The sequence below is a fragment of the Telluria sp. RB2R28 genome, from assembly GCF_059685835.1.
Genome location: NZ_JCASIK010000002.1, coordinates 912,556 through 933,551 on the forward strand (window position 1 = coordinate 912,556; position 20,996 = coordinate 933,551).

The 20,996-nt window shown below is 63.6% G+C and carries 19 protein-coding genes; 11 read left to right on the plus strand and 8 right to left on the minus strand.

The genetic code is table 11. The annotated features are described in order from the left end of the window. The first annotated feature begins 10 nt into the window (after positions 1-10). Entirely contained in the window at positions 11-940 is a 930-nt protein-coding gene (tal, locus tag AC56LV_RS11620; RefSeq protein ID WP_499557769.1) for a transaldolase, read from the plus strand. 326 nt (positions 941-1,266) lie between these two features. On the opposite strand, the gene AC56LV_RS11625 is transcribed toward tal, so the two are convergent. After that, entirely contained in the window at positions 1,267-1,923 is a 657-nt protein-coding gene (locus AC56LV_RS11625) for a TetR family transcriptional regulator (RefSeq protein WP_499557771.1), read from the minus strand. A gap of 125 nt (positions 1,924-2,048) precedes the next feature. Here AC56LV_RS11625 and AC56LV_RS11630 point away from each other — a divergent pair, with 125 nt between their 5' ends. The 4 genes from AC56LV_RS11630 (at position 2,049) to AC56LV_RS11645 (ending at position 9,045) form a co-directional block, all read left to right on the plus strand. Continuing rightward, positions 2,049-3,371: an efflux RND transporter periplasmic adaptor subunit gene (locus AC56LV_RS11630; protein ID WP_499557773.1), complete on the plus strand. Its 1,323-nt coding sequence runs from the start codon at positions 2,049-2,051 to the stop codon at positions 3,369-3,371. 24 nt (positions 3,372-3,395) lie between these two features. Further along, positions 3,396-6,584: an efflux RND transporter permease subunit gene (locus AC56LV_RS11635; RefSeq protein WP_499503385.1), complete on the plus strand. Its 3,189-nt coding sequence runs from the start codon at positions 3,396-3,398 to the stop codon at positions 6,582-6,584. Further along, a complete protein-coding gene (locus AC56LV_RS11640) occupies positions 6,581-8,029 on the plus strand; it encodes an efflux transporter outer membrane subunit (RefSeq protein WP_499557775.1) in 1,449 nt (482 codons plus the stop codon). The genes AC56LV_RS11635 and AC56LV_RS11640 overlap by 4 nt, the downstream gene beginning before the upstream one ends. Before the next feature lie 209 nt (positions 8,030-8,238). After that, positions 8,239-9,045, plus strand: a complete 807-nt coding sequence (locus tag AC56LV_RS11645) for a zinc-binding metallopeptidase family protein (protein ID WP_499557777.1) — start codon at positions 8,239-8,241, stop codon at positions 9,043-9,045. 13 nt (positions 9,046-9,058) lie between these two features. On the opposite strand, the gene hemW is transcribed toward AC56LV_RS11645, so the two are convergent. The 5 genes from hemW to AC56LV_RS11670 all read right to left on the minus strand — a co-directional run bounded on the left by hemW (position 9,059) and on the right by AC56LV_RS11670 (position 13,675). Continuing rightward, positions 9,059-10,309, minus strand: coding sequence for a radical SAM family heme chaperone HemW (gene hemW / locus AC56LV_RS11650; RefSeq protein WP_499557779.1), 1,251 nt, complete (start codon positions 10,307-10,309; stop codon positions 9,059-9,061). 1 nt (position 10,310) lies between these two features. After that, positions 10,311-10,901: an RdgB/HAM1 family non-canonical purine NTP pyrophosphatase gene (rdgB, locus tag AC56LV_RS11655; protein WP_499558004.1), complete on the minus strand. Its 591-nt coding sequence runs from the start codon at positions 10,899-10,901 to the stop codon at positions 10,311-10,313. Positions 10,902-10,980: 79 nt separating this feature from the next. Then, positions 10,981-11,712 (minus strand): ribonuclease PH, encoded by a 732-nt coding sequence (rph, locus tag AC56LV_RS11660; RefSeq protein WP_499557780.1) that lies wholly within the window; start codon positions 11,710-11,712, stop codon positions 10,981-10,983. A gap of 11 nt (positions 11,713-11,723) precedes the next feature. Continuing rightward, positions 11,724-12,653, minus strand: a complete 930-nt coding sequence (locus AC56LV_RS11665) for a PP2C family protein-serine/threonine phosphatase (protein ID WP_499557782.1) — start codon at positions 12,651-12,653, stop codon at positions 11,724-11,726. 8 nt (positions 12,654-12,661) lie between these two features. Beyond that, positions 12,662-13,675: a serine/threonine-protein kinase gene (locus AC56LV_RS11670; protein ID WP_499557784.1), complete on the minus strand. Its 1,014-nt coding sequence runs from the start codon at positions 13,673-13,675 to the stop codon at positions 12,662-12,664. A gap of 94 nt (positions 13,676-13,769) precedes the next feature. On the opposite strand from AC56LV_RS11670, the gene AC56LV_RS11675 reads away from it, so the two are divergent. The 4 genes from AC56LV_RS11675 to AC56LV_RS11690 all read left to right on the plus strand — a co-directional run bounded on the left by AC56LV_RS11675 (position 13,770) and on the right by AC56LV_RS11690 (position 18,066). Beyond that, positions 13,770-14,657, plus strand: a complete 888-nt coding sequence (locus AC56LV_RS11675; protein WP_499557786.1) for a YicC/YloC family endoribonuclease — start codon at positions 13,770-13,772, stop codon at positions 14,655-14,657. A 148-nt stretch (positions 14,658-14,805) separates the two neighbouring features. Beyond that, positions 14,806-15,453 (plus strand): guanylate kinase, encoded by a 648-nt coding sequence (gmk, locus tag AC56LV_RS11680; protein ID WP_499557788.1) that lies wholly within the window; start codon positions 14,806-14,808, stop codon positions 15,451-15,453. A 78-nt stretch (positions 15,454-15,531) separates the two neighbouring features. Next, positions 15,532-15,735 (plus strand): DNA-directed RNA polymerase subunit omega, encoded by a 204-nt coding sequence (gene rpoZ, locus AC56LV_RS11685; RefSeq protein WP_019922806.1) that lies wholly within the window; start codon positions 15,532-15,534, stop codon positions 15,733-15,735. 78 nt (positions 15,736-15,813) lie between these two features. Next, the gene (locus AC56LV_RS11690) at positions 15,814-18,066 is read left to right on the plus strand and encodes a RelA/SpoT family protein (protein ID WP_499557790.1); all 2,253 of its coding nucleotides are present in this window, start codon (positions 15,814-15,816) and stop codon (positions 18,064-18,066) included. Positions 18,067-18,313: 247 nt separating this feature from the next. Here AC56LV_RS11690 and AC56LV_RS11695 read toward each other — a convergent pair whose 3' ends face one another. Both AC56LV_RS11695 and greB read right to left on the minus strand, forming a co-directional pair. After that, on the minus strand, positions 18,314-18,925 hold the full coding sequence (locus AC56LV_RS11695) for a biliverdin-producing heme oxygenase (protein ID WP_499557792.1): 612 nt from the start codon (positions 18,923-18,925) through the stop codon (positions 18,314-18,316). A 28-nt stretch (positions 18,926-18,953) separates the two neighbouring features. After that, complete coding sequence (greB, locus tag AC56LV_RS11700; protein ID WP_183555681.1) at positions 18,954-19,520, minus strand: transcription elongation factor GreB; 567 nt, start codon at positions 19,518-19,520, stop codon at positions 18,954-18,956. Between the two features lie 47 nt (positions 19,521-19,567). Between greB and AC56LV_RS11705 the strand changes: the two genes are divergently transcribed. Together AC56LV_RS11705 and AC56LV_RS11710 are read left to right on the plus strand one after the other, a co-directional pair. Further along, positions 19,568-20,260 carry a sensor histidine kinase gene (locus AC56LV_RS11705; RefSeq protein ID WP_499557794.1) on the plus strand — a complete coding sequence of 231 codons (693 nt, stop codon included), beginning with the start codon at positions 19,568-19,570 and terminating at the stop codon, positions 20,258-20,260. Continuing rightward, entirely contained in the window at positions 20,253-20,900 is a 648-nt protein-coding gene (locus AC56LV_RS11710; RefSeq protein ID WP_183555683.1) for a response regulator, read from the plus strand. Before AC56LV_RS11705 ends, AC56LV_RS11710 begins: the two co-directional genes overlap by 8 nt. Positions 20,901-20,996: the final 96 nt, after the last annotated feature.

Sequence of the window (20,996 nt, forward strand, 5' to 3'; positions counted from 1 at the left end):
AGAGACCACCATGAACCAACTCGAACAGCTCAAGCAATTCACCACCGTCGTTGCCGATACTGGCGACTTCCAGTCGATCAAGGCGTACACGCCGCAGGACGCGACCACCAACCCGTCGCTGATCCTGAAGGCCGTGCAAAAGCCGGAATACCGTCCGCTGCTCGAAAAAGCCATCGCCAACGCGCCCGACGCGTCGATCGACGGCATCATCGACAGCCTGTTGATCGCCTTCGGCGTGGAAATCCTCAAGTTCGTGCCGGGCCGCGTGTCGACCGAAATCGATGCTGCGCTGTCGTTCGACACCGAGGCCACGGTCGCCAAGGGCCGCGAACTGATCGCCCTGTACGAAGCGGCCGGCGTGTCGCGCGAGCGCGTGCTGATCAAGATCGCCTCGACCTGGGAAGGCATCCGCGCCGCCGAGATCCTGGAAAAAGACGGCATCCACTGCAACCTGACGCTGCTGTTCTCGTTGTGCCAGGCGGTGGCCTGCGCCGAAGCGGGCGTCAAGCTGATTTCGCCATTCGTCGGCCGCATCTACGACTGGTACAAGAAGTCGACCGGCACCGATTACCAGGGCGCCGACGATCCGGGCGTGCAGTCGGTCAAGGGCATCTACCAGTACTACCGCAAATTCGGCTACGCCACCGAAGTGATGGGCGCGAGCTTCCGCAACACGTCGCAGATCCTGGAGCTGGCCGGTTGCGACCTGCTCACGATCTCGCCGGACCTGCTGCAAAAGCTGGCAGACAGCGACGCGCCGTTCGAGCGCAAGCTGGTCAAGGACGACAGCGCCGATATCGAGAAGATCGCGATCGACGAAAAGACGTTCCGCTTCATGCTCAATGAAGATGCCATGGCGACCGAAAAGCTGGCCGAAGGCATCCGCTCGTTCGTGGCCGATTCGATCAAGCTGAAGGTGATGATCGAAGGCATGCGTTAAGCACACCCGTTGCGCAAACCACAAACCCGGCTGCGGCCGGGTTTTTTGTTGTTTTACATCTGTACAAACAAACGTCTCACAGCCAGGAGCACACAGCCGGGGTCAGGTCTGACATTCGGACACGACCTCAGCCTTGGCTACTATTAACGGTGTCGTGCCCAGTACTAACATGTCTCGGTGTTAGCTAATCCCGGCTCCCCGACTGTCGAGATCGTGTCCAAATGTCAGACCTGACCCCCTCTTTTTTTGATCGACTGTCGAGATCGTGTCCGAATGTCAGACCTGACCCCGGCTTTTTCTCGGCTTTACATGTTTAAAGCCGGGGTTCAGCGTGCGCGCAAGCCTGCCATGTACGTATCGATCAGATCGGCGCCCAGGTCGACCAGCTCGAATGCGCCCGGCTCGAAAATCCAGTTACGGATCAGGCCGTCGAGCATCACCCAGACCGACATTGATGCCTTGCGCGGATCGACTGTGGCCGGCAATGTGCCGTCGGCCATGGCCTGCGTGAACTGCTCCTGCAGCCGGCCGCGCCAGCGCGCCACCGATTCGCGCTTGTGCGCGCGCGCCGAATCGACCTCGTCGGTAAATTCGGTCTTGAGCGTGGCGATCTCGAACACGCGGCGTGCCTTTTCGTCGCCTTCCACGATCTGCAGCACGGCCAGCATTTCGTTGCGCAGGCTTTGCAGCGGATCGGTGTCCGCGCGTTCGCCTGCCAGCTTCACGGCGGCATCCATCGGCATCGTGGCGCGTTGCATCATGGCGCTGAACACGGCGCCCTTGTCGACAAAATGCCAATAAATCGCACCGCGCGTCACGCCCGCCGCGGTAGCGATATGCTGTAAAGTCGTTCTTGAAACGCCATGTTTTGCGAACAAAATTTCTGCTGCGTCAAGGATGCTGTCGCGTGTTGCGGCGGCTTCTTCTTTCGTCCTGCGGACCATATTCGGGGGATACTCCAAAATTCCAAGGGGGCAAAACATTTTACATACAGTCGTGATAGTATATAAAACTATTTGCAAAAGCCAGTGTTGATATCACCCTCCGCCATCTTTGCATGACGGGCGCGTGACATCGACGCGTTACTAACTAGAAGGAAGCACACGTAATGCGCCCTGCCCAATCCTCGTCCCCGTCCCTGACCCGGGTCGCTGCCGCCACTCTGGCAGCCCTGGTTCTGTTGTCCGCCTGCGGCAAGAAAGATGCAGCCCCAGCTGGCGCCGCCCCTGGCGGCCAGCAAGCTCCAGCCGTCCAGGCCGGTGTCATCACCACCAAGATCGAAACCGTCGCATTGCAGACCGAGCTGCCAGCCCGCGTCGAGGCAATCCGCACCGCCCAGGTTCGTGCCCGCGTCGATGGCAATGTCCAGAAACGCCTGTTCACCGAGGGCAGCATGGTCAAGCAGGGCCAGGCGCTGTATCAGATCGACGCTGCGCCGTACCAGGCCCAGGTCGCTTCCGCCCAGGCTGACCTGGCACGCGCCCAGGCCAACCTGGTCGCAGCCAAGTCGATTGCCGATCGCTACAAGCCGCTGGTCGAAGCCGCTGCTGTCAGCAAGCAGGAATTCGACAACGCCGTTGCGGCGCAACGCCAGGGTGAGGCCGAAGTGGCCGCCGCCCGTGCGCAGGTCCGCGTGGCACAGATCAATCTCGGCTACACCAACGTCAACGCACCGATTTCCGGCCGCATCGGCCGTTCGCTGGTCACCGAAGGTGCGCTGGTCTCGGCAACCCAGTCGACCGAGCTGGCCCTGATCCAGCAGACCGACCGCATGTACCTGAACATCACCCAGTCGGCGAACGACCTGCAGCGCCTGCGCAAGCAGGCTGGCGGCAGGATCGATGCCGAGCTGCCGGTCACGGTCGTGCTCGACGACGGTACCGTGCTGCCACGCAAAGGCAAGCTGCTGTTCTCGGACGTGACTGTCGATGAAACGAGCGGCCAGGTCACGCTGCGCGCTGCCATCGACAATCCGGACAACGCCCTGCTGCCAGGCCAGTACGCACGCGTGCGCCTGTCGCAGTCGGAAACGCGCGGCATCCTGGTGCCGCAGCAAGCGGTCACCCGTGGCGGCCAGAACGGCGATACCGTGATGGTCATCGGCGCCGACAACAAGCCGGTGCCTCGCACGGTCAAGATCGCGTCGCAGCAAGGCGAGAGCTGGATCGTCACCGACGGCCTGAAAGAAGGCGAAAACGTCATGGTCGACGGCTTCCAGAAGCTGCAGATGCTGCCGCCAGGTACCCCGGTCAAGCCGGTGCCATGGACCCCGGTCGCCGCCCAGGCTCCGGCGCAGGCAGGCGCCCCGGCTGCCCAGCCGAACGCTGCAGGTGCTCAAGCCGCCGCTGGTGCGAATGCTTCCGGTGCACGCACCCCGAATTCCGGTTCGCCGGCAGCGGGTGCAACGACCCCAGCCAACAGCAGCCGCTAAGAATAAAACGAACAGGACTTTTCAATGGCACGTTTTTTTATTGACCGCCCAATTTTTGCATGGGTGATCGCGCTGTTCATCATGGTGCTGGGTACTGTTGCGATCAAGCAGTTGCCGATCGCCCAATACCCATCCGTGGCGCCACCCGCGATCGTCGTCAACGTCACCTACCCGGGTGCGTCGGCGCAGACTCTGGAGGATTCCGTCATCTCGATTATCGAACGCGAGATGAACGGTGCCCAGGGCATGATCTATATGGAATCGACCAGCCAGGCCAACGGCACTGGCTCGATTACCATTTCTTTCGAGACCGGCACTGATCCGGAACTGGCCCAGGTTGACGTTCAGAACCGCCTGTCGCGCGCGACCCCGCGTCTGCCGCCGGCGGTGACGCAGCAAGGTGTGCGCGTCGACAAGTCGCGCTCGAACTTCCTGCTGTTTACAATCCTGTCGTCGGATGACCCGAAGATGGACAATATTGCGCTGGGCGATTACGCCTCGCGCAATGTGCTGCCTGAAATCCAGCGCATTACCGGCGTTGGCCAGGCCCAGCTGTTTGGTACCGAGAAGGCCATGCGGATCTGGATCGATCCGACCAAGCTGGTCGGCTACAACCTGTCGCCCGCCGATGTCACGAGCGCGATCTCGCAGCAGAATGCCCAAGTCGCATCGGGTACGATCGGCGACTTGCCGATCGCGCAAGGCCAGCAGATCAGCGCCACCGTCATCGTGACGGGCCAGCTGTCGAACGTCGAGCAGTTTGGCAACATCGTGCTGCGCGCCAACCAGGACGGCTCGACCGTGCGCCTGAAGGACGTCGCCCGCATCGAAGTCGGCGGTCAGTCGTACAGCACCACGGCGCGCTTGAACGGCAAGCCATCGGCAGGTATCGGCGTGCAGCTGGCGCCATCCGGCAACGCCCTTGAAACCGCGGATCTGATCAAGGCCCGCATGGCCGAGCTGCAGAAGCTCTTCCCGAATGGCATCAAGTACTCGATCCCTTATGACTCCACCACCTTCATTTCGATTTCGATCGAGCAAGTGGTGCACACGCTGATCGAAGCGATCGTGCTGGTGTTCCTGGTGATGTATCTGTTCCTGCAGAACTTCCGCTATACGCTGATCCCGACCATCGTGGTGCCAATCGCACTGCTGGGCTCGTTCGCCTGCCTGCTGGCGATGGGCTTCTCGATCAACGTGCTGACCATGTTCGGCATGGTGCTGGTGATTGGTATCGTCGTCGATGATGCGATCGTGGTGGTCGAGAACGTCGAGCGCATCATGAGCGAAGAAGGCTTGCCGCCGCTGGAAGCGACGCGCAAGGCCATGGGCCAGATCTCGGGCGCCATCATTGGCGTGACCGTCGTCCTGATCGCCGTGTTCGTGCCGCTGGCATTCTTCGCTGGTGCGGTTGGTAACATCTACCGCCAGTTCTCGGTCGTCATGGTCACCTCGATCGCCTTCTCGGCGTTCCTGGCACTGTCGCTGACCCCGGCGCTGTGCGCACACCTGCTCAAACCTATCGAAGCGGGCCACAATCACACCAAGAAGGGCTTCTTTGGCTGGTTCAACCGCAAGTTCACCACCGGCGCCAAGAAATATGAAGGCTTTGTCGGCGCCCTGATGAAGCGTGCCGGCCGCTGGATGGTCGTGTTTGCCGTGCTGGTCGTCGTGGTCGGTGTGATGTTCACGCGTCTGCCGAATTCGTTCCTGCCGAACGAAGACCAGGGCTATGTGATCGCCAACGTCCAGCTGCCGCCAGGCGCGACTGCCGAACGTACCGGCACCGTGATGCGTGCAATGGAAGAGTTCGTGATGAAGCAGCCGGAAACGGCCAACATCGTGGCCATTACCGGCTTCTCGTTCTCGGGCCAGGGTCAGAACATGGGCCTGGCGTTCATCCCGATGAAGGCATGGGACGAGCGCAAGGGTGACGGCCAGGACGCGCAATCGTTCGCGGGCCGCATCACCGGTCACATGGGCGCGCTGCGCGACTCGTTCATTTTCGTGGTGAGCCCGCCGCCGATCCCCGAACTGGGTACCGGTACCGGCTTCTCGTTCCGCCTGCAGGATCGTGCCGGCAACGGCCACGCTGCCCTGCTGGCTGCGCGTAACCAGATGCTGGGTATGGCGTCGCAAAGCAAGATCCTGACGGGCATGCGTCCGGAAGGCCTGGAAGATGCACCGCAGCTCAAGCTGAACATCAACCGCGACAAGGCGCAAGCCCTGGGCGTGACCTTCGCCGCGATCAATACGGCGCTGTCGACGTCGATGGGTTCGTCGTACGTGAACGACTTCCCGAACGCCGGCCGCCTGCAGCGCGTGATCGTGCAGGCCGATGCGCCACAGCGCATGCAGCCGGACGATTTGCTGCGCATCAACGCGATGAATACCCAGGGTCAGCCAGTACCACTGTCGTCGTTCGCGACGACCGAATGGACCACCGGCCCGATGCAGACCAACCGCTACAACGGCTATCCGGCAATGAAGCTGACGGGTGAAGCAGCGCCGGGTTACTCGAGCGGCGAAGCGCTGGACGAAATGCAGCGTCTGGCCGAGCGCCTGCCGCCTGGTTTCGCTTACGAGTGGACCGGCCAGTCGCGCGAGGAACTGCTGTCCGGTTCGACCGTGTTCATCCTGATCGGCTTCGCGCTGCTGGCCGTGTTCCTGGCCCTGGCCGCGCTGTACGAAAGCTGGACCATCCCGGTGGCCGTGCTGCTGGTGGTACCGCTGGGTATTCTTGGTTCGCTGCTGGCGGCCAATATGCGGGGCTTGTCGAACGACGTCTACTTCAAGGTCGGCCTGATCACCATCATTGGCCTGGCGGCGAAGAACGCGATTCTGATCGTCGAATTCGCCAAGGACCTGCAAGCCGAAGGCAAGTCGCCGTTCGACGCGGCGCTCGAAGCGGCCCACCTGCGCTTCCGCCCGATCATCATGACGTCGCTCGCCTTCATCCTGGGCGTGCTGCCACTGGTACTCGCAGGCGGCGCCGGTTCGGCATCGCAGCGCGCCATCGGTACCGGCGTGATGGGCGGTATGATTACGGCGACCGTGCTCGGCGTGATCTTCGTGCCAGTGTTCTTCGTCGTGATCCGTACGCTCTTCAAGGGCAGCGAGCGCCAGAACAAGATGTACGCCCACGCGCAGGAAAAACAGCATGCCCTGGAAAAACAGGAACGCCAGGCAGCAGAAGAAGGGAAACAAGTATGATCAAACACATCAAACTGATCGTCACGCCACTGGCGCTGTCGATGGCACTCGCCGGCTGCATGTCGCTGGCGCCGGACTATGAGCGCCCTGCTGCCCCGGTGGCAAGCGCCTTCCCGGCCGTGCCACAGGCCGCCACGGCATCGACCAGCCCGGTGATCACCCAGGCGCCGGCGGCGGTCGCCTGGCAGCAGTTCTTTGCCGATCCACGCCTGCGTCAGCTGATTGACCAGGCACTGGTGAACAACCGTGACCTGCGCATCGCGATTGCCAACATCGAGCAGGCGCGTGCGCAATACCGCATCACGCGCGCCGATCGCCTGCCGTCGGTGGGCCTGGGTGTCAGCGGCAACCGCCAGACCGTCGGTGAAGACCAGCCGATCAACAGCCAGTACCAGGCGGGCCTGCAAGTCACGTCGTTCGAGCTCGACCTGTTCGGCCGGGTGCGCAACCTGAGCGAAGCCGCGCTGGCGCAATACCTGGCCACCGAAGAAGCGCGCAAGACCACGCAGATCAGCCTGATCGCGTCGGTTGCCAACGCTTACCTGCAGTTGCTGGCCGACGAAGAACTGCTGCGCATCACGCAAGATACGCTCAAGACGCGCCAGGATTCGGATCGCCTGACGCAGCTGCGTTTCGAGAACGGTGTCGCATCGCGCCTGGACATCCAGCAATCGCGTTCGCTCGTTGAGACGGCCCTGGCCACGCTCGCGCAGCAACAGCGCTTCCGCGCCCAGGACATCAACCTGCTGACGCTGCTGGTCGGCCAGCCGCTGCCAGCGGACGTCTCGACCGGCGCCACGCTGGCCAAGACCGAGCTGCCCGACCTGCCGGCCGGCCTGCCATCGGACCTGCTGGCCAACCGCCCGGACATCCGTGCGGCCGAGCAAGAGCTGATCGCAGCCAACGCCAACATCGGCGCGGCGCGCGCGAACTTCTTCCCGCGCATCTCGCTGACGGGCAGCGCCGGCAGCGCCAGCACCGAGCTGTCGGGCCTGTTCGAGAGCGGCACCTGGGGCTGGTCGTTCGCACCGCAGGCGATCCTGCCGATCTTCGACTACGGCCGCAACACCGCGACGCTGGGCGCCGCCCGTGCCCAGCGCGACATCGCCGTGGCGCGCTACGAGCAATCGATCCAGACCGCATTCCGCGAAGTGGCGGACGCCCTGGCCGGCCAGGCGACGTACAGCGAACAGCTGCGCGCGCAAGCGGCCGTGACCGAAGCCGAAGCCGACCGCTTCAACCTGTCCGACCTGCGCTTCCGCAGCGGCGCCGCCAGCCAGCTCGACCTGCTCGACGCACAGCGTTCGCTGTTCCAGTCGCAGCAATTGTCGGTGCAGGCAAACCTGCTGCGTCTGCAGAACCAGGTCGCGTTGTATCGCGTGCTGGGCGGCGGCTGGGTGGAACCGGCGGCGCAAGCTGAAGGGACGCCGGTGGCGGCGAGGTAAGTTGCGACGCTGCTGACGCAAATGAGAACCGGGCCTGCGTGGCCCGGTTTTTTTTCGTGTGCCGACGGTCATCGTTCCCGCTGTGGCATTCACGCCGCAGTACGTTGTAGCGCGGCATTGCCCTCCCCTGGCGCCGCAGATATTGGCGGGATTGGCTACACTGGGTGCATCGATTGCCGACGACGCGCCGCAAGGCGCTGTGTGACGCCATGAGAAATTTCTTCAATTCGCACTGGAAAGTCATCATCGCGATCCTGCTCGCGATCGTGCTGGCGACCCTGACCGTCGATACCCAATCCGACGCCGCGCCTTTGGCGGCGCGCCTGCAAGCCCATGCCCGGGCTCTGGCGCCGGACGCGCCAAGCAGCCCGATGCAGCATGTCGGCACATCGCTGCAGCGCTATGGCTATGCGCTGGGCCGGGAGCGGATCGGCAGCACCAGCCACGCCGCCCGCAGCATCGAAACAGCGCTTGCAAACGTGATGCCCGGCGCCATGCCAGAACGCACATTCGTGATCGGCGCCCGCGTCGGGCCAGGCGGCGATGTCGGCGCAGCGGCCGTGCTGGAACTGGCGCGCGCCGTCAAGGATCTGCGGCCCGCACCCGGGACAGAGATCCGCTTCGTGTTCTTCATGGAGGCTGGGGAGTCAGGCGCGGAGGAGACGGGCGCCGGCAACTTCATCGCGTTCACCGGCACGCCTGATGGCGCGCAGCGTGTGCGCCAGGCATTTGCAGCACTGCGCAGCGACCGGCAGCTGATGCACCACGGGCTGGCGACCTCGGCCCACGTGATGGGCTTGACACTATCCAACCGAGGCAGTGATGGCAGCCCCGCCACGACGACCCTTTTGATCACCGGCAGCGACTTTCTCGGCTACCCCTATTTCTACACCACGCTATCGCCCGCCGATGAGAATGCAGAGATGCAGCAGCCGGGCGAATTCGACGGCCTGGCGCGCGTCCTGGTCGGCCTGACACGCACGCTCACCGCGATGGCAGGCGTCGTGCAGGCCTGAAAAACCGAGACGCTTACTCGGCCAAGAACATTTCCTGCAAATCGTTCAAAAACCGCTGGCCCAGTTCCGTCGGCTTGATCAGCTTGTGATCGCGGTAGATCAGTCCCTTGGCCTCGGCCTCGTTGAGCGACTTGGTGATCGTGTTGATGCTCATCCCGGTGCGCTCGCCGAACAGGTTCGGATCGAAACCACCCGTCAGGCGCAGCGTGTTGAGCATGAACTCAAAGCCCATGTCGTTGCGGCCGATTTCGTGCTCTTCCTGCACCGGGTTGCCGCGCTTTGCCGCCTCGATGAACGATGCCGGCTGCTTGTAGCGGGCCTGGCGCAGGATGCGGTGCGGGAACGAGATCTTCGAATGCGCGCCGGCGCCAATGCCCAGGTAGTCGCCGAACTGCCAGTAATTCAGGTTGTGGCGCGCGCGCCGTCCCGCCCGCGCGTAGGCCGAGACTTCGTAGTGATCGTAGCCCGCGGCGCCCGTCACCTCGGCAATCATGTCCTGCATGTCGGCGCTCAGGTCGTCGTCCGGCAGCGCTGGCGGGTATTTCGCGAAGACCGTGTTCGGCTCCATCGTCAGGTGGTACAGCGACAGGTGCGGCGGCGCGAACGCAAGCGCCGTTTCCAGGTCGTGGCGCGCCTCGGCCAGCGTCTGCGACGGCAGCGCGTACATCAGGTCGAGATTGAAGTTGTCGAACGTGTTTTTTGCGATCTCGACCGCACGCAGCGCTTCGTCGCCGTCGTGGATGCGCCCCAGCGCCTTCAGGTGCGCCGGGTTGAAACTCTGGATGCCGATCGACAGGCGGTTGATGCCGCTTTCGCGATAACTCTTGAAGCGCTCGGCCTCGAAGGTGCCGGGGTTGGCCTCCATCGTGATCTCGGCGTCGAGTTCCAGCGGCAGCAGCGTGCGCAGGTCGGACATCAGGCGGTCCAGGCCGGCCGCCGACATCAGGCTCGGCGTACCGCCGCCGATGAAGACGGTATGGATCTTGCGGCCCCAGATCAGCGGCAGCGACTGTTCCAGGTCGAGGCGCAGCGCGTCGAGGTAATCCTTTTCAGGCAGTTCGCCCTTGCCTTCGTGCGAATTGAAATCGCAGTACGGACATTTGCGCACGCACCATGGCCAGTGCACGTACAGCGACAGCGGCGGCAGCGCCGTCAGGTTCAGCGCGCCCGGCTGCAGGTATTGCAGCGCGGCCGTGGCGGGCGAACGGGGCTCGCCGGCCAACGGTTGCGGTACGTTCTCGCCGACGAATTTAATGGGGATCATGTCAGGTGTTTTTCAGTTTCTCGACCAGTGCGCGCAGCGCCTGGCCCCGGTGCGACAGCGCATTTTTCTCGTCCGGCGCCAGTTCGGCCGTGGTCTTGCCCAGCGACGGGATCAAAAAGTGCGGATCGTAGCCGAAGCCATTCTCGCCGCGCGGCGTGGCGATGATTTCGCCATTCCACCGGCCGTCGGCGATGATCGGCTGCGGGTCTTCCGGGTGGCGCACGTAGACCAGCACGCAATAGTAATAAGCCGACTTGTCGCTGAGCGTGGACAGATCGGCAACGAGCTTGCGGCTGTTGCTGGCGTCGGATTTCGGCTCGCCGGCATAGCGGGCCGAATACACGCCCGGCGCGCCGCCAAGGGCATTGACGCAGACGCCGGAATCGTCGGCCAGCGCCGGCAGGCCGGTCAGGCGCGACGCGTGGCGTGCCTTGGCCAGCGCGTTTTCAACGAAGGTGCCGAACGGCTCTTCTGCTTCCGGGACGTCGAATTCGCCCTGCGGATGCAGGTCGAGGCCGATGGGCCCGAGCAGCTGGGCGAATTCCTTGAGTTTGCCGGCGTTGTTGGAGGCGAGGATCAGGCGCTGGGTCATGGTGGTCACGGTGCTGGTGAGGAAACCGGTCATTTTACCGGCTTCGCGCGCCCACCGCGCAGGAACCGGGCAACCGCAGTCAGTCCACGCGCAGCGCCTGCTTCTGCAAATGGATCAGGTCAGCGATGCCTGCCTGCGCCAGGTCGAGCAGGCGGTCCATGGCGGCGCGGTCGAATGCAGCGCCTTCGGCCGTGCCCTGCACTTCGATGAAGTGGCCCTGCTCGTTCATCACCACGTTCATGTCGGTGTCGCAGTCCGAATCTTCCGGATAGTCCAGGTCGAGCAGCGGCATGCCGTTCACCATGCCGACCGACACGGCCGCGACGAAGTGCCGTACCGGCAGCGCCGTGATCGCGCACGACGACAGCAGCGTGCTGAAGGCGTCGTGCGCGGCCACCATCGCGCCCGTGATGGCGGCGGTGCGGGTGCCGCCATCGGCCTGGATCACGTCGCAATCCAGATGCAGCGTGCGCTCGCCAAACGCATGCAGGTCGAACGCGGCGCGCAGCGAGCGGCCGATCAGGCGCTGGATTTCCTGCGTGCGCCCGCTCTGCTTGCCGCGCGCGGCTTCGCGGTCCATGCGCTTGTGGGTCGAGCGCGGCAGCATCCCGTATTCAGCGGTCAGCCAGCCCTGGCCCTTCCCTTTTAAAAATGCCGGCACCTTGTCCTCGATGCTGGCCGTGCAGATCACCCTGGTGTCGCCGAACTCGATCAGCACCGAGCCTTCGGCGTGCCGCGTGTAGTTGCGGGTGATGACGATCGGGCGCAGCTGGTCTGGCGCGCGGCCGCTCGGGCGCGGTGGGTAGGTCATGGGGTCGGTCCTTACTTGAGCAGCTGGGAGGATTTTTCGATCGCTTCGCGGATCTCGGCGATGGCTTTTTCGATATCGTCTTCGTCGAACGCGTCGCTGCCTTCAGGCAGCGGGTCGCCCGCGACGATGGTGGAACTCACGGCATCCTCGGCCAGCATCTGGGTCGAGATCACGTTGAGCGCGTCGGCATCGATGGTGCCGGCCGCGCCTTGCCAGGCGATCGCCAGCGCGGTCGTGTTGTCGGCCTGCGCGCCGCCGATGGCGGCGGCCATCTGCACCAGTTCCGGCACCGCCTGCACGACGCCGCTCGTGGCAAGGCGGTGCACGATCTCGGTTTCGGGCAGCACGGACCACAAACCGTCCGAGCATAGCAGCAGCATGTCGCCATGCTGCAGGCTGTGCTGCTGCGACAGCGCGATCTTCGGCGGGCTGGACGCGCCCAGGCAGTTATAGAGCTTGTTGCGGTCGGGGTGCGTGTTGCGCTCGGACGGATCGGCCCGGCCGCGCTCGAGCAGGTACTCGAAATGCGAATGGTCGCGCGTGCAGGCCAGCACCTGCTTGCGGCGCACCCAGTACAGGCGCGAGTCGCCGACGTGCGCCCACACGGCGCAGTTATGCTGGATCAGGCAGGCGACGACGGTGGTGCGCGGAATCTCGGGCAGGCCGTGGGTAGCGGCGTAGGCCTGGATATCGTGGTGCGCCTGCAGCAGCGCTTCCTCGAGGAAGCGCTCGGGCTTTTTCACGTACGGGCGCGCCTGCAGGCGGAACATCGCCGACACCGTCTGCAGCGCGATGGTCGCGGCGATCTCGCCGCCCAGGTGCCCACCCATGCCATCGGCCAGCAACAGCAGCAAGGCGTCGCGGGTGTAGCAGTAGCCCATCCGGTCCTGGTTGACCTTGCGTCCGCCAATATGGCTTTGTTGATAGACCGAGAATTGCATGACTTCCTTTAATCGCGCCGGAATGCGCCGAGACGGCCGACCAGGCCGCGCCAGCCGCCGCGTGCCTCATGTGCGTCCGCAGCCGCATCCGCGGCCTCGGCTGCCGATGGGGCCGTGGCCCGCGACGGCAGCGGCGCGGCCGGCACTGCCTGCAGCACCTTCTGGATCTCGAACACGCTTTGCGGCCGCATCAGGGGATCGAGCGCCAGGCACCCGGCCACCAGCTTGACCAGCTCCGGTGAATAATAGCCTGCCAGGCGCGCCAGGTGGCGCGGCACGTGATCGTCCATGCGGCGCGCATCGACCGGCGGCGGCGTCGAGCGGCTCATGCAGGCAAGCATGGCCGCGCCCAGGCTGTAGATATCGGTCCAGGGGCCGAGCGCTGCGCCGCGTGTATACAGATCGGGCGCAGCGAAGCCCGGCGTGTACATTGGCGCGAGCATCGGAGCGTCGGTGTGCAGCGTCTGGCGCGCGGCGCCGAAGTCGAGCAGCAGCGGCGAGCCGTCGGTACGCAGGTAGATGTTAGCGGGCTTGAGGTCGAGGTGCAGCAGCTTGTTGGCGTGCACTTCGCGCAGGCCGCTGCAGACGCCATGGAACACCTGGCGCACGAAGTTTTCGCTCAAGCCATTGCCTTTGGCGGCAGCGCGCGCGATGTGTTCCTGCAGCGAGTGCCCGGACTCGTAGGCCATGACCATGTATACAGTCTCATGGGCGCGGAAGAAATTGAGTACGCGCACCACGTTCGGGTGCACGATGCGCGCCAGGGCGCGGCCTTCTTCGAAAAAACACTTCAGGCCGATGCGAAATACGGCCAGGTGCGGCTTGGCCACCACGGGGATCAATTGACCAGGCTGGCGCAGCGCCAGCGCGCTCGGCAGGTACTCCTTGATGGCTACTGCATTGCCCTCGCTGTCATAGGCAAGATAAACAATACTGAACCCGCCGGACGCAATTTTCTTTACAATGCGGTATCCGGCAATTTCGAGTCCTGCGGGCAGAGGAGCGTTATTCTGTGCAGCCATCCAATTGGGTTTCCTTGCTAAACAGCGCGATTGTGTGGATAAATGTCGGCTTTGTAAAGAATAAAAACCGGGGATCCCATTGAGCATTTCAAGCATGACAGGTTATGCGGTCGCCACCAGCGAAGGCGCTGCCGGAACCCTCACGATCGAAATCAAGAGCGTCAACTCACGCTTCCTCGATTTGCAGTTCCGCATCAATGACGATTTGCGCGCGCTGGAACCCGATCTGCGAACGGCCATCATGGCCGCGATTCAGCGTGGCAAAGTCGAAGTACGCGTCTCGTTTGGCCGCAAGGTCAGTGGCGGCGCCGCGGCGCTCAATCAAACGTTGCTGGCCGACCTGGCCCGCCTGCAAGGCGAAGTGTCGCGTCACTTCGCCGAAGCCGCACCAATGACCGTGGCCGAGCTGCTGCGCTGGCCTGGCGTTATCGAAGAATCCACCATCGGCCAGGAGTCGCTCCAGGCCGACGTCGCCGCGCTCACGGTCACCACCATCGCCGCGTTCGTCGACAGCCGCCGGCGCGAAGGCGCCGCACTCGAAACGATGCTGCAATCGCGCATCGAATCGATGGAAGCGATCGTCAAACGCATCACGCCGCTGATCCCGCAAGTCATTTCGCAATTCCAGAACAAGGCCATCGATCGCATGCAGGACGCGCTGGGCCTGGCGGGTCACGGCAATCCGTCGACGCTCACGCGCCAGGAAGTGCTGGAGCGGATTCGCCAGGAAGTGACCCTGTACGGCATCCGCATTGACGTGTCCGAAGAATTGTCGCGCCTGTCGGCGCACCTGAACGAAACGCGTCACATCCTCAAAAAGGGTGGCCAGGTTGGCAAGCGCCTCGACTTCATGATGCAGGAGCTCAATCGCGAAGCCAACACGCTGGGCGCCAAGGCGTCGGTGAAGGAACTGGCCGATGCGTCGATGGAGCTCAAGCTGCTCATCGAGCAGATGCGTGAACAGGTGCAGAACCTGGAATAAGTTGAACGCGTGGACGGCAGAGCCGTCCACCCTACGATGGATACGATACGTAGGGTGGACGGGTTTCCCGTCCACGCGTTCAACGTTAACATGACCACCCGCGGCACCATGCCCGCGCACATACCCGTACTGACAAAGGACCCCCGCCATGCTCCCACAAGCCTTTTCCGGCAGCCTGTTCGTCGTCGCCGCGCCATCCGGCGCCGGCAAATCGACCCTGGTCAACGCCTTGCTGGCGAACGAACCGGGCATCAAGCTGTCTATCTCCACCACCACCCGCGCACCGCGCCCGGGCGAAGTGGATGGCCGCGAATACCACTTCACGACCGCCGACGATTTCGTCACGCGCGCCGACCGGGGCGAGTTTCTCGAGTGGGCCGAAGTGCACGGCAATTACTACGGCACGAGCCGCCTGTCGGTCGAGCAGGAGATGAAAAACGGCACGGATATCCTGCTCGAAATCGACTGGCAAGGCGCGCGTCAGGTGCGCAAGCTGTTCCCGGACGCGGCCGGCATTTTCATTCTGCCGCCATCGATCGAAGCGCTGGAAGAACGCCTGCACAAACGTGGCACCGACGAGCCGCACATCATCACCCGGCGCCTGCTGGCGGCGGGCGGCGAGATCGCTCACGCACCCGACTTCGAATATGCTATCATCAACGAAGAGTTTAACGTCGCCCTGGCTGAGCTGCAGGCGATTGTCAAAGCGACACGTTGCCGATTTGCCCAACAAGCTGCCCGCAACGCTACGCTGTTTGCCCAGCTGGGAATCCACGCGAATCAACCACAATCTTGACGAGCGCGCCGTTGCAGGCGCGCCGCACGCGTTGTTTCCTCTCATTGTCACCTTACATTCAGCAACCCAGGAGCACACATGGCCCGCATTACCATCGAAGACTGCCTCAAGAACATCCCGAACCGTTTCCAGCTGACCCTGGCAGCAACGTATCGTGCGCGCCAGCTGCTGCAAGGCCACACCCCGAAAGTCGAAGCCAAGGACAAGCCAACCGTGGTGGCCCTGCGCGAGATCGCCGCTGGTAAAGTCGGCATCGAAATGCTGAAAAAAGTCCCGATGTAATTCCATTCGGGGTTGCCTGAATTTGCGTTATCCCGTCTTCTGTTATTCTGATCTCACCGCAGCCAGACGATTAACGTAATGAACCTGTTACCTCCAGATTCACCCGCTTCACGCAACCCCGCTCCGCGCGAGCGGCGGGCAGACAATCGTCCGCCCGATTTCATCGAGCCCGCCGGCCCCATCGTGCCCGGCGTGGCCTCGGTGACGCAGCTGATCACCAAGCTGTCCGAATACCTCACTCCCGCCGAGCTTAAAAAAGTCAAGGAAGCCTATCGCTTCTCTGACGAGATGCACCTGGGCCAGGTCCGCAAGTCGGGCGAGCCCTATATCTCCCATCCGATTGCCGTTGCCGAGATCTGCGCCGAGTGGAAACTCGATGCGCAAGCCATCATGGCCGCGCTGCTGCACGACGTGATCGAAGACCAGGACGTCAAGAAGGATGAGCTGATCGAGCGCTTCGGCGCCCAGGTCGCCAACCTCGTCGACGGCCTGTCCAAGCTCGAGAAAATCGAATTCCAGAGCCAGCTCGAAGCGCAGGCGGAAAACTTCCGCAAGATGCTGCTGGCGATGGCGTCCGACGTGCGCGTCATCCTGATCAAACTGGCCGACCGCCTGCACAATATGCGCACGCTCGGCTTCATGATTCCGGCCAAGAAGCGCCGCATCGCCGGCGAGACGATGGAAGTCTACGTGCCGATCGCGCACCGCCTTGGCCTGAACAATATCTACCGCGAGTTGCAGGACCTGTCGTTCTCGCATCTGTATCCGGTGCGCTACCAGACGCTGTCCAAGGCGATCAAGTCGGCGCGCGGCAACCGGCGCGAAGTGGTCAAGAAAATCCTCGAAGCGGTCAAGAACCAGCTCGAGGCCAGCGGCCTGAAAGCCGAAGTGCACGGCCGCGAAAAGACCCTGTACGGCATCTATAAAAAGATGCGCAACAAGCACCTGTCGTTCTCGCAGGTGCTCGACGTGTATGGATTCCGCGTCGTCGTCGACAGCGTGCCCAATTGCTATGTTGCGCTGGGCACCCTGCACGCGCTGTACAAGCCGATGCCGGGCAAGTTCAAGGACTACATCGCCATCGGCAAGATCAACGGCTACCAGTCGCTGCACACGACGCTGATCGGCCCGTACGGCACGCCCGTCGAATTCCAGATCCGCACGCAGGACATGCACCGCACCGCCGAGAGCGGCGTGGCCGCGCACTGGCTGTACAAGACGGGCGAATCGAATATGTCCGACCTGCAGCAGCGCACCCATGCGTGGCTGCAGTCGCTGCTCGACATCCAGCAGCAGACGGGCGACTCGGCCGAGTTCCTTGAACACGTCAAGGTCGACCTGTTCCCCGATTCGGTGTATGTGTTTACGCCCAAGTCGAAGATCATCGCCCTGCCCCGCGGCGCGACGGCGCTCGACTTCGCCTACTCGATCCACACCGGCATCGGCGACCATACGGTGGGCGTCAAGATCAACCACGAAGAGCAACCGCTGCGCACCGAGCTGCACAACGGCGACATCGTCGAGATCATCACGCAACCCGATTCGCGCCCGAGCCCCACCTGGCTGACGTTTGTCCGTACCGGCAAGGCGCGCTCGGCGATTCGCCATCACCTGCGCCTGGTCGATGTCAACGAGTCGGCCGAGCTGGGTCTCGAACTGCTGACCCAGGCGCTGGCCGTGCGCAACATCAAGCCCGATTTGCCGGCCAGTGTCGTCGAGCGGCTGCTGGGCGAGTCGTCGGCCAATTCGATGGAAGAAGTGTATGCCGATATCGGCATCGGCAAGCGTATGCCGACGCTGGTGGCGCGCCAGATTTTCGGCCTGATGGAAGGCGACCCCGATCTGCTGCCGTCGAGTAAACCGCTGCCGGCCAGCGACATTGCGCCGGTGACGATCTACGGCAGCGAAGGCGTGGCGGTCCAGCTGGCGCCGTGCTGCATGCCGATCCCGGGCGACCAGATCACGGGCCAGCTGCGCCGCGACCAGGCGCTGGTGGTGCACACCTGCGATTGCCAGACGGCCAAGCGCCTGCTGGCGAAAGAACCCGACCGCTGGATCGCCGTGAAGTGGGGCGACGACCTCAACCGCCGCTTCGACTGCCGTATCCGTCTGCTGATCAACAATGAAAAAGGCATCCTCGCCCGCGTGGCTGCCGAGATCGGCGAGTCCGACGCCAACATCACGTATGTGGGCATGGACGAGGACGACGAAAACATGATGACGCAGCTGCGCTTCACGATCCAGATCGCCGACCGGGTGCACCTGGCGCAACTGATTCGCAATCTGCGCCGCGTGGCCGGGGTGAATCGGGTGGAGCGCGAGCGGACGTAAGCCCCGTTTGCCGGTGGTGGACGGTTATGCCGTCCACGCGTTCAAACCAATGTTGCTTCGTGGTAAACGGAGGCCGGTTGAACGCGTGGGCGGGAAACCCGCCCACCCTACCGTTTTATCGCAAGCTGCGCCCCGTGGCCGGCGTTTGCCGGTAGGGTGGACGGCTATGCCGTCCACGCGTTCAAACCAACGTTGCTTCGTGATAAACGGAGGCGGGTTGAACGCGTGGGCGGGAAACCCGCCCACCCTACTTGTCCAGGCTCAGCTTCAATATACTGTCGAACGCCGCGCAGGCACCCGCGCAGGCATCGGCAATCTCATCCGGCGACCTCACGTGCTCTTTCAGCGCCAGCATGAACGCGCGCCAGCGCGGACCCGGCCCGGCGTCACTCCCCTTCAGATAGCGCAGCGGATGCGGCGCCAGCGTACCGGCCAGTTTCCCGTACAGCACCTTGCCGCCCAGCTGCGAGCCTTCGATCACATAGCACACGCCCCAGCGGTACGCCGCGCTGGCGTCGCGCGGCCACGTGTCTGCGAGCGAAGGGTCACGCAGCGGGGGCATGCCCGGCTCGTTCAGGTCGGCTTCGATCAGCGCCAGGCGTTCCACCGGCGGCAAGACCAGCTGCGGCCCGTCCGGGAATGATTCAAGCCAGGGCAGCAGCGACGCGAGCCAGTCGCGCACCATCGTCAGGTGCGCCGCATAATCGTGGAGATCGGGGGCAGCGCCGGCCAGCGGCAGGCCGCTGTCGAGCCGTTCGTGTTGTTCGTTGGTGGCGGCGCGCAGCGCTGCCAGGGGATCTGCCTGTTGGTGCATCGTCGTGTGGGCCGATTCGTGCGCCGCTTCGTGAGGTCGGTTCATGCGCCCATAGTAGCACCGGGCCGCAAGCTCAGTCGGCGACCGGCTCGGGATAGTCGACCGAGATGATTTCGAGCTCATCCATGCCCAGCGGCGTGTGCAGTTGCGCAACGTCGCCTTCGCGGCACTTGGTCAACGCGCGCGCCACGGGCGAGACCCAGCTGATCTTGCCGTGCAGCGGATCGAGCTCGTCGATGCCGACGATGGTGATGGTGTGCTCTTCACCAGCCCCGTTGACATAGCGGACCGTGGCGCCAAAGAACACCTGGTCGTTGCCATGCTGGATGCTCGGGTCCACGACGAACGCCGAATCCATGCGCTTGGTGAGAAAACGGATGCGGCGGTCGATCTCGCGCAGGCGGCGTTTGCCGTAGATATAGTCGCCGTTCTCGGAGCGGTCGCCATTGGACGCGGCCCAGTGCACGATGCGCACGACTTCGGGCCGGTCGACGTCGATCAGCTGCAGCAGCTCATCCTTGATGCGCTGGTAGCCAGCCGGGGTGATGTAGTTCTTGGCGCCGTCAGGAATCGCCTGCGCCAGCACCAGAGCTTCATCATCGTCGTCGTTGTCCGACTCTTTTACAAATGCCTTGTTCATGGACGCATTGTAGCGAGACTTGCGCGCCCTTGTCGTATCATTCGACCATGTCCCAACCCGCCCTGCTCCAGCACGACCGCGACGCCGCCGCCCGCCAGGCCGAGCGCACCCGCATCGCGCGCGAACTGCACGATGACCTCGGCGGCAACCTCATCGCCATCAAGATGGCGCTGGCGCGGCTGGCGGCACGCGTGCCGGCCGACCAGCCCGGCCTGGCCGGCCAGGCGCAATATATCGACGAGCTCGTCGATCGCACGATCGACACGGTGCATCGCATCTCGTTCGGCCTGCGCGCCAGCGCGCTCGACCTGGGACTCGCAACCGCGCTCGCATGGCAGGCGCACGAATTCACCCGCCAGACCGGCATCGTCGTGATCACGCACTCTCTTGACACGCCGGCACCGGAGCCGGCGCCGGAGCACGCCGACGCCCTGTTTTACATCGCCCAGGAAGCACTGACCAATGTTGCCAAGCATGCAGGCGCGACGCAGGTCACGCTGACGCTCGAACATGATCGCGGCGAACTCATGCTGTCCATCTGCGACAACGGCTGCGGCATCGATCCGGCCGCACGCACCCGGCCGCACGCGTTCGGCCTGCGCGGCATGCACGAACGGGCCAGCGCGCTTGGCGGCGTGCTGTCCTTGTCGCCAGCGCCCGAAGGTGGCACGATGTTGACCGTCAAGACCAGGCTGGCGCCACCCGTGGCCCCGGCACAGAACAAGAAGCAGAATGAGTGAAAAAGTAACCATCCGGGTATGCATCGCTGATGACCATGCCATCGTGCGCGAAGGACTCAAGCAGATCCTCGCCGACGAACGCGACATCGTTGTCGCCGGCGAGGCCGAGGATGGCCACGATGCCGTGCGCCTGGCGGGCAAGACGCGCTGCCACGTGATGCTGCTCGATATCTCGCTGCCCGACCGCAATGGCATCGATGTGCTCAAGCAGATCAAGAAGGACAAACCCGAGTTGTCGGTATTGATGCTGTCGATGCACCGCGAAGACCAGTATGCGATCCGCGCGCTGAAGGCCGGCGCCGCCGGCTACATCACCAAGCAGAGCGCGCCGCGCGAACTGGTCACGGCCATCCGGCTGGTGGCAGGCGGCCAAAAGTATGTCAGCGCCGCGCTCGCGCAAACGCTGGCCAGCGCAATCGGCGAAGACCATGAAAGCGCCGCCCACGAAGGCTTGTCCGACCGCGAATACCAGACGCTGACGATGATCGCGTCGGGCATGACGGTAACGCAGATCGCGGGCGAACTGTCGCTGTCGGTCAAGACGATCAGCGAATACCGCGCACGCCTGTTAGTAAAGATGAAACTTCGGAGCAGTGCCGAGCTGACCACGTATGCGATTCGCAACGGCCTGGTCGACTGATACCCCATCGCATGCCCTGGCGCTGAATAATTGTTGATGCGAGGCAAATAAACTGCCTATCATGTCGTCAATCCCGCAAACTCGGCACCGCGCTGC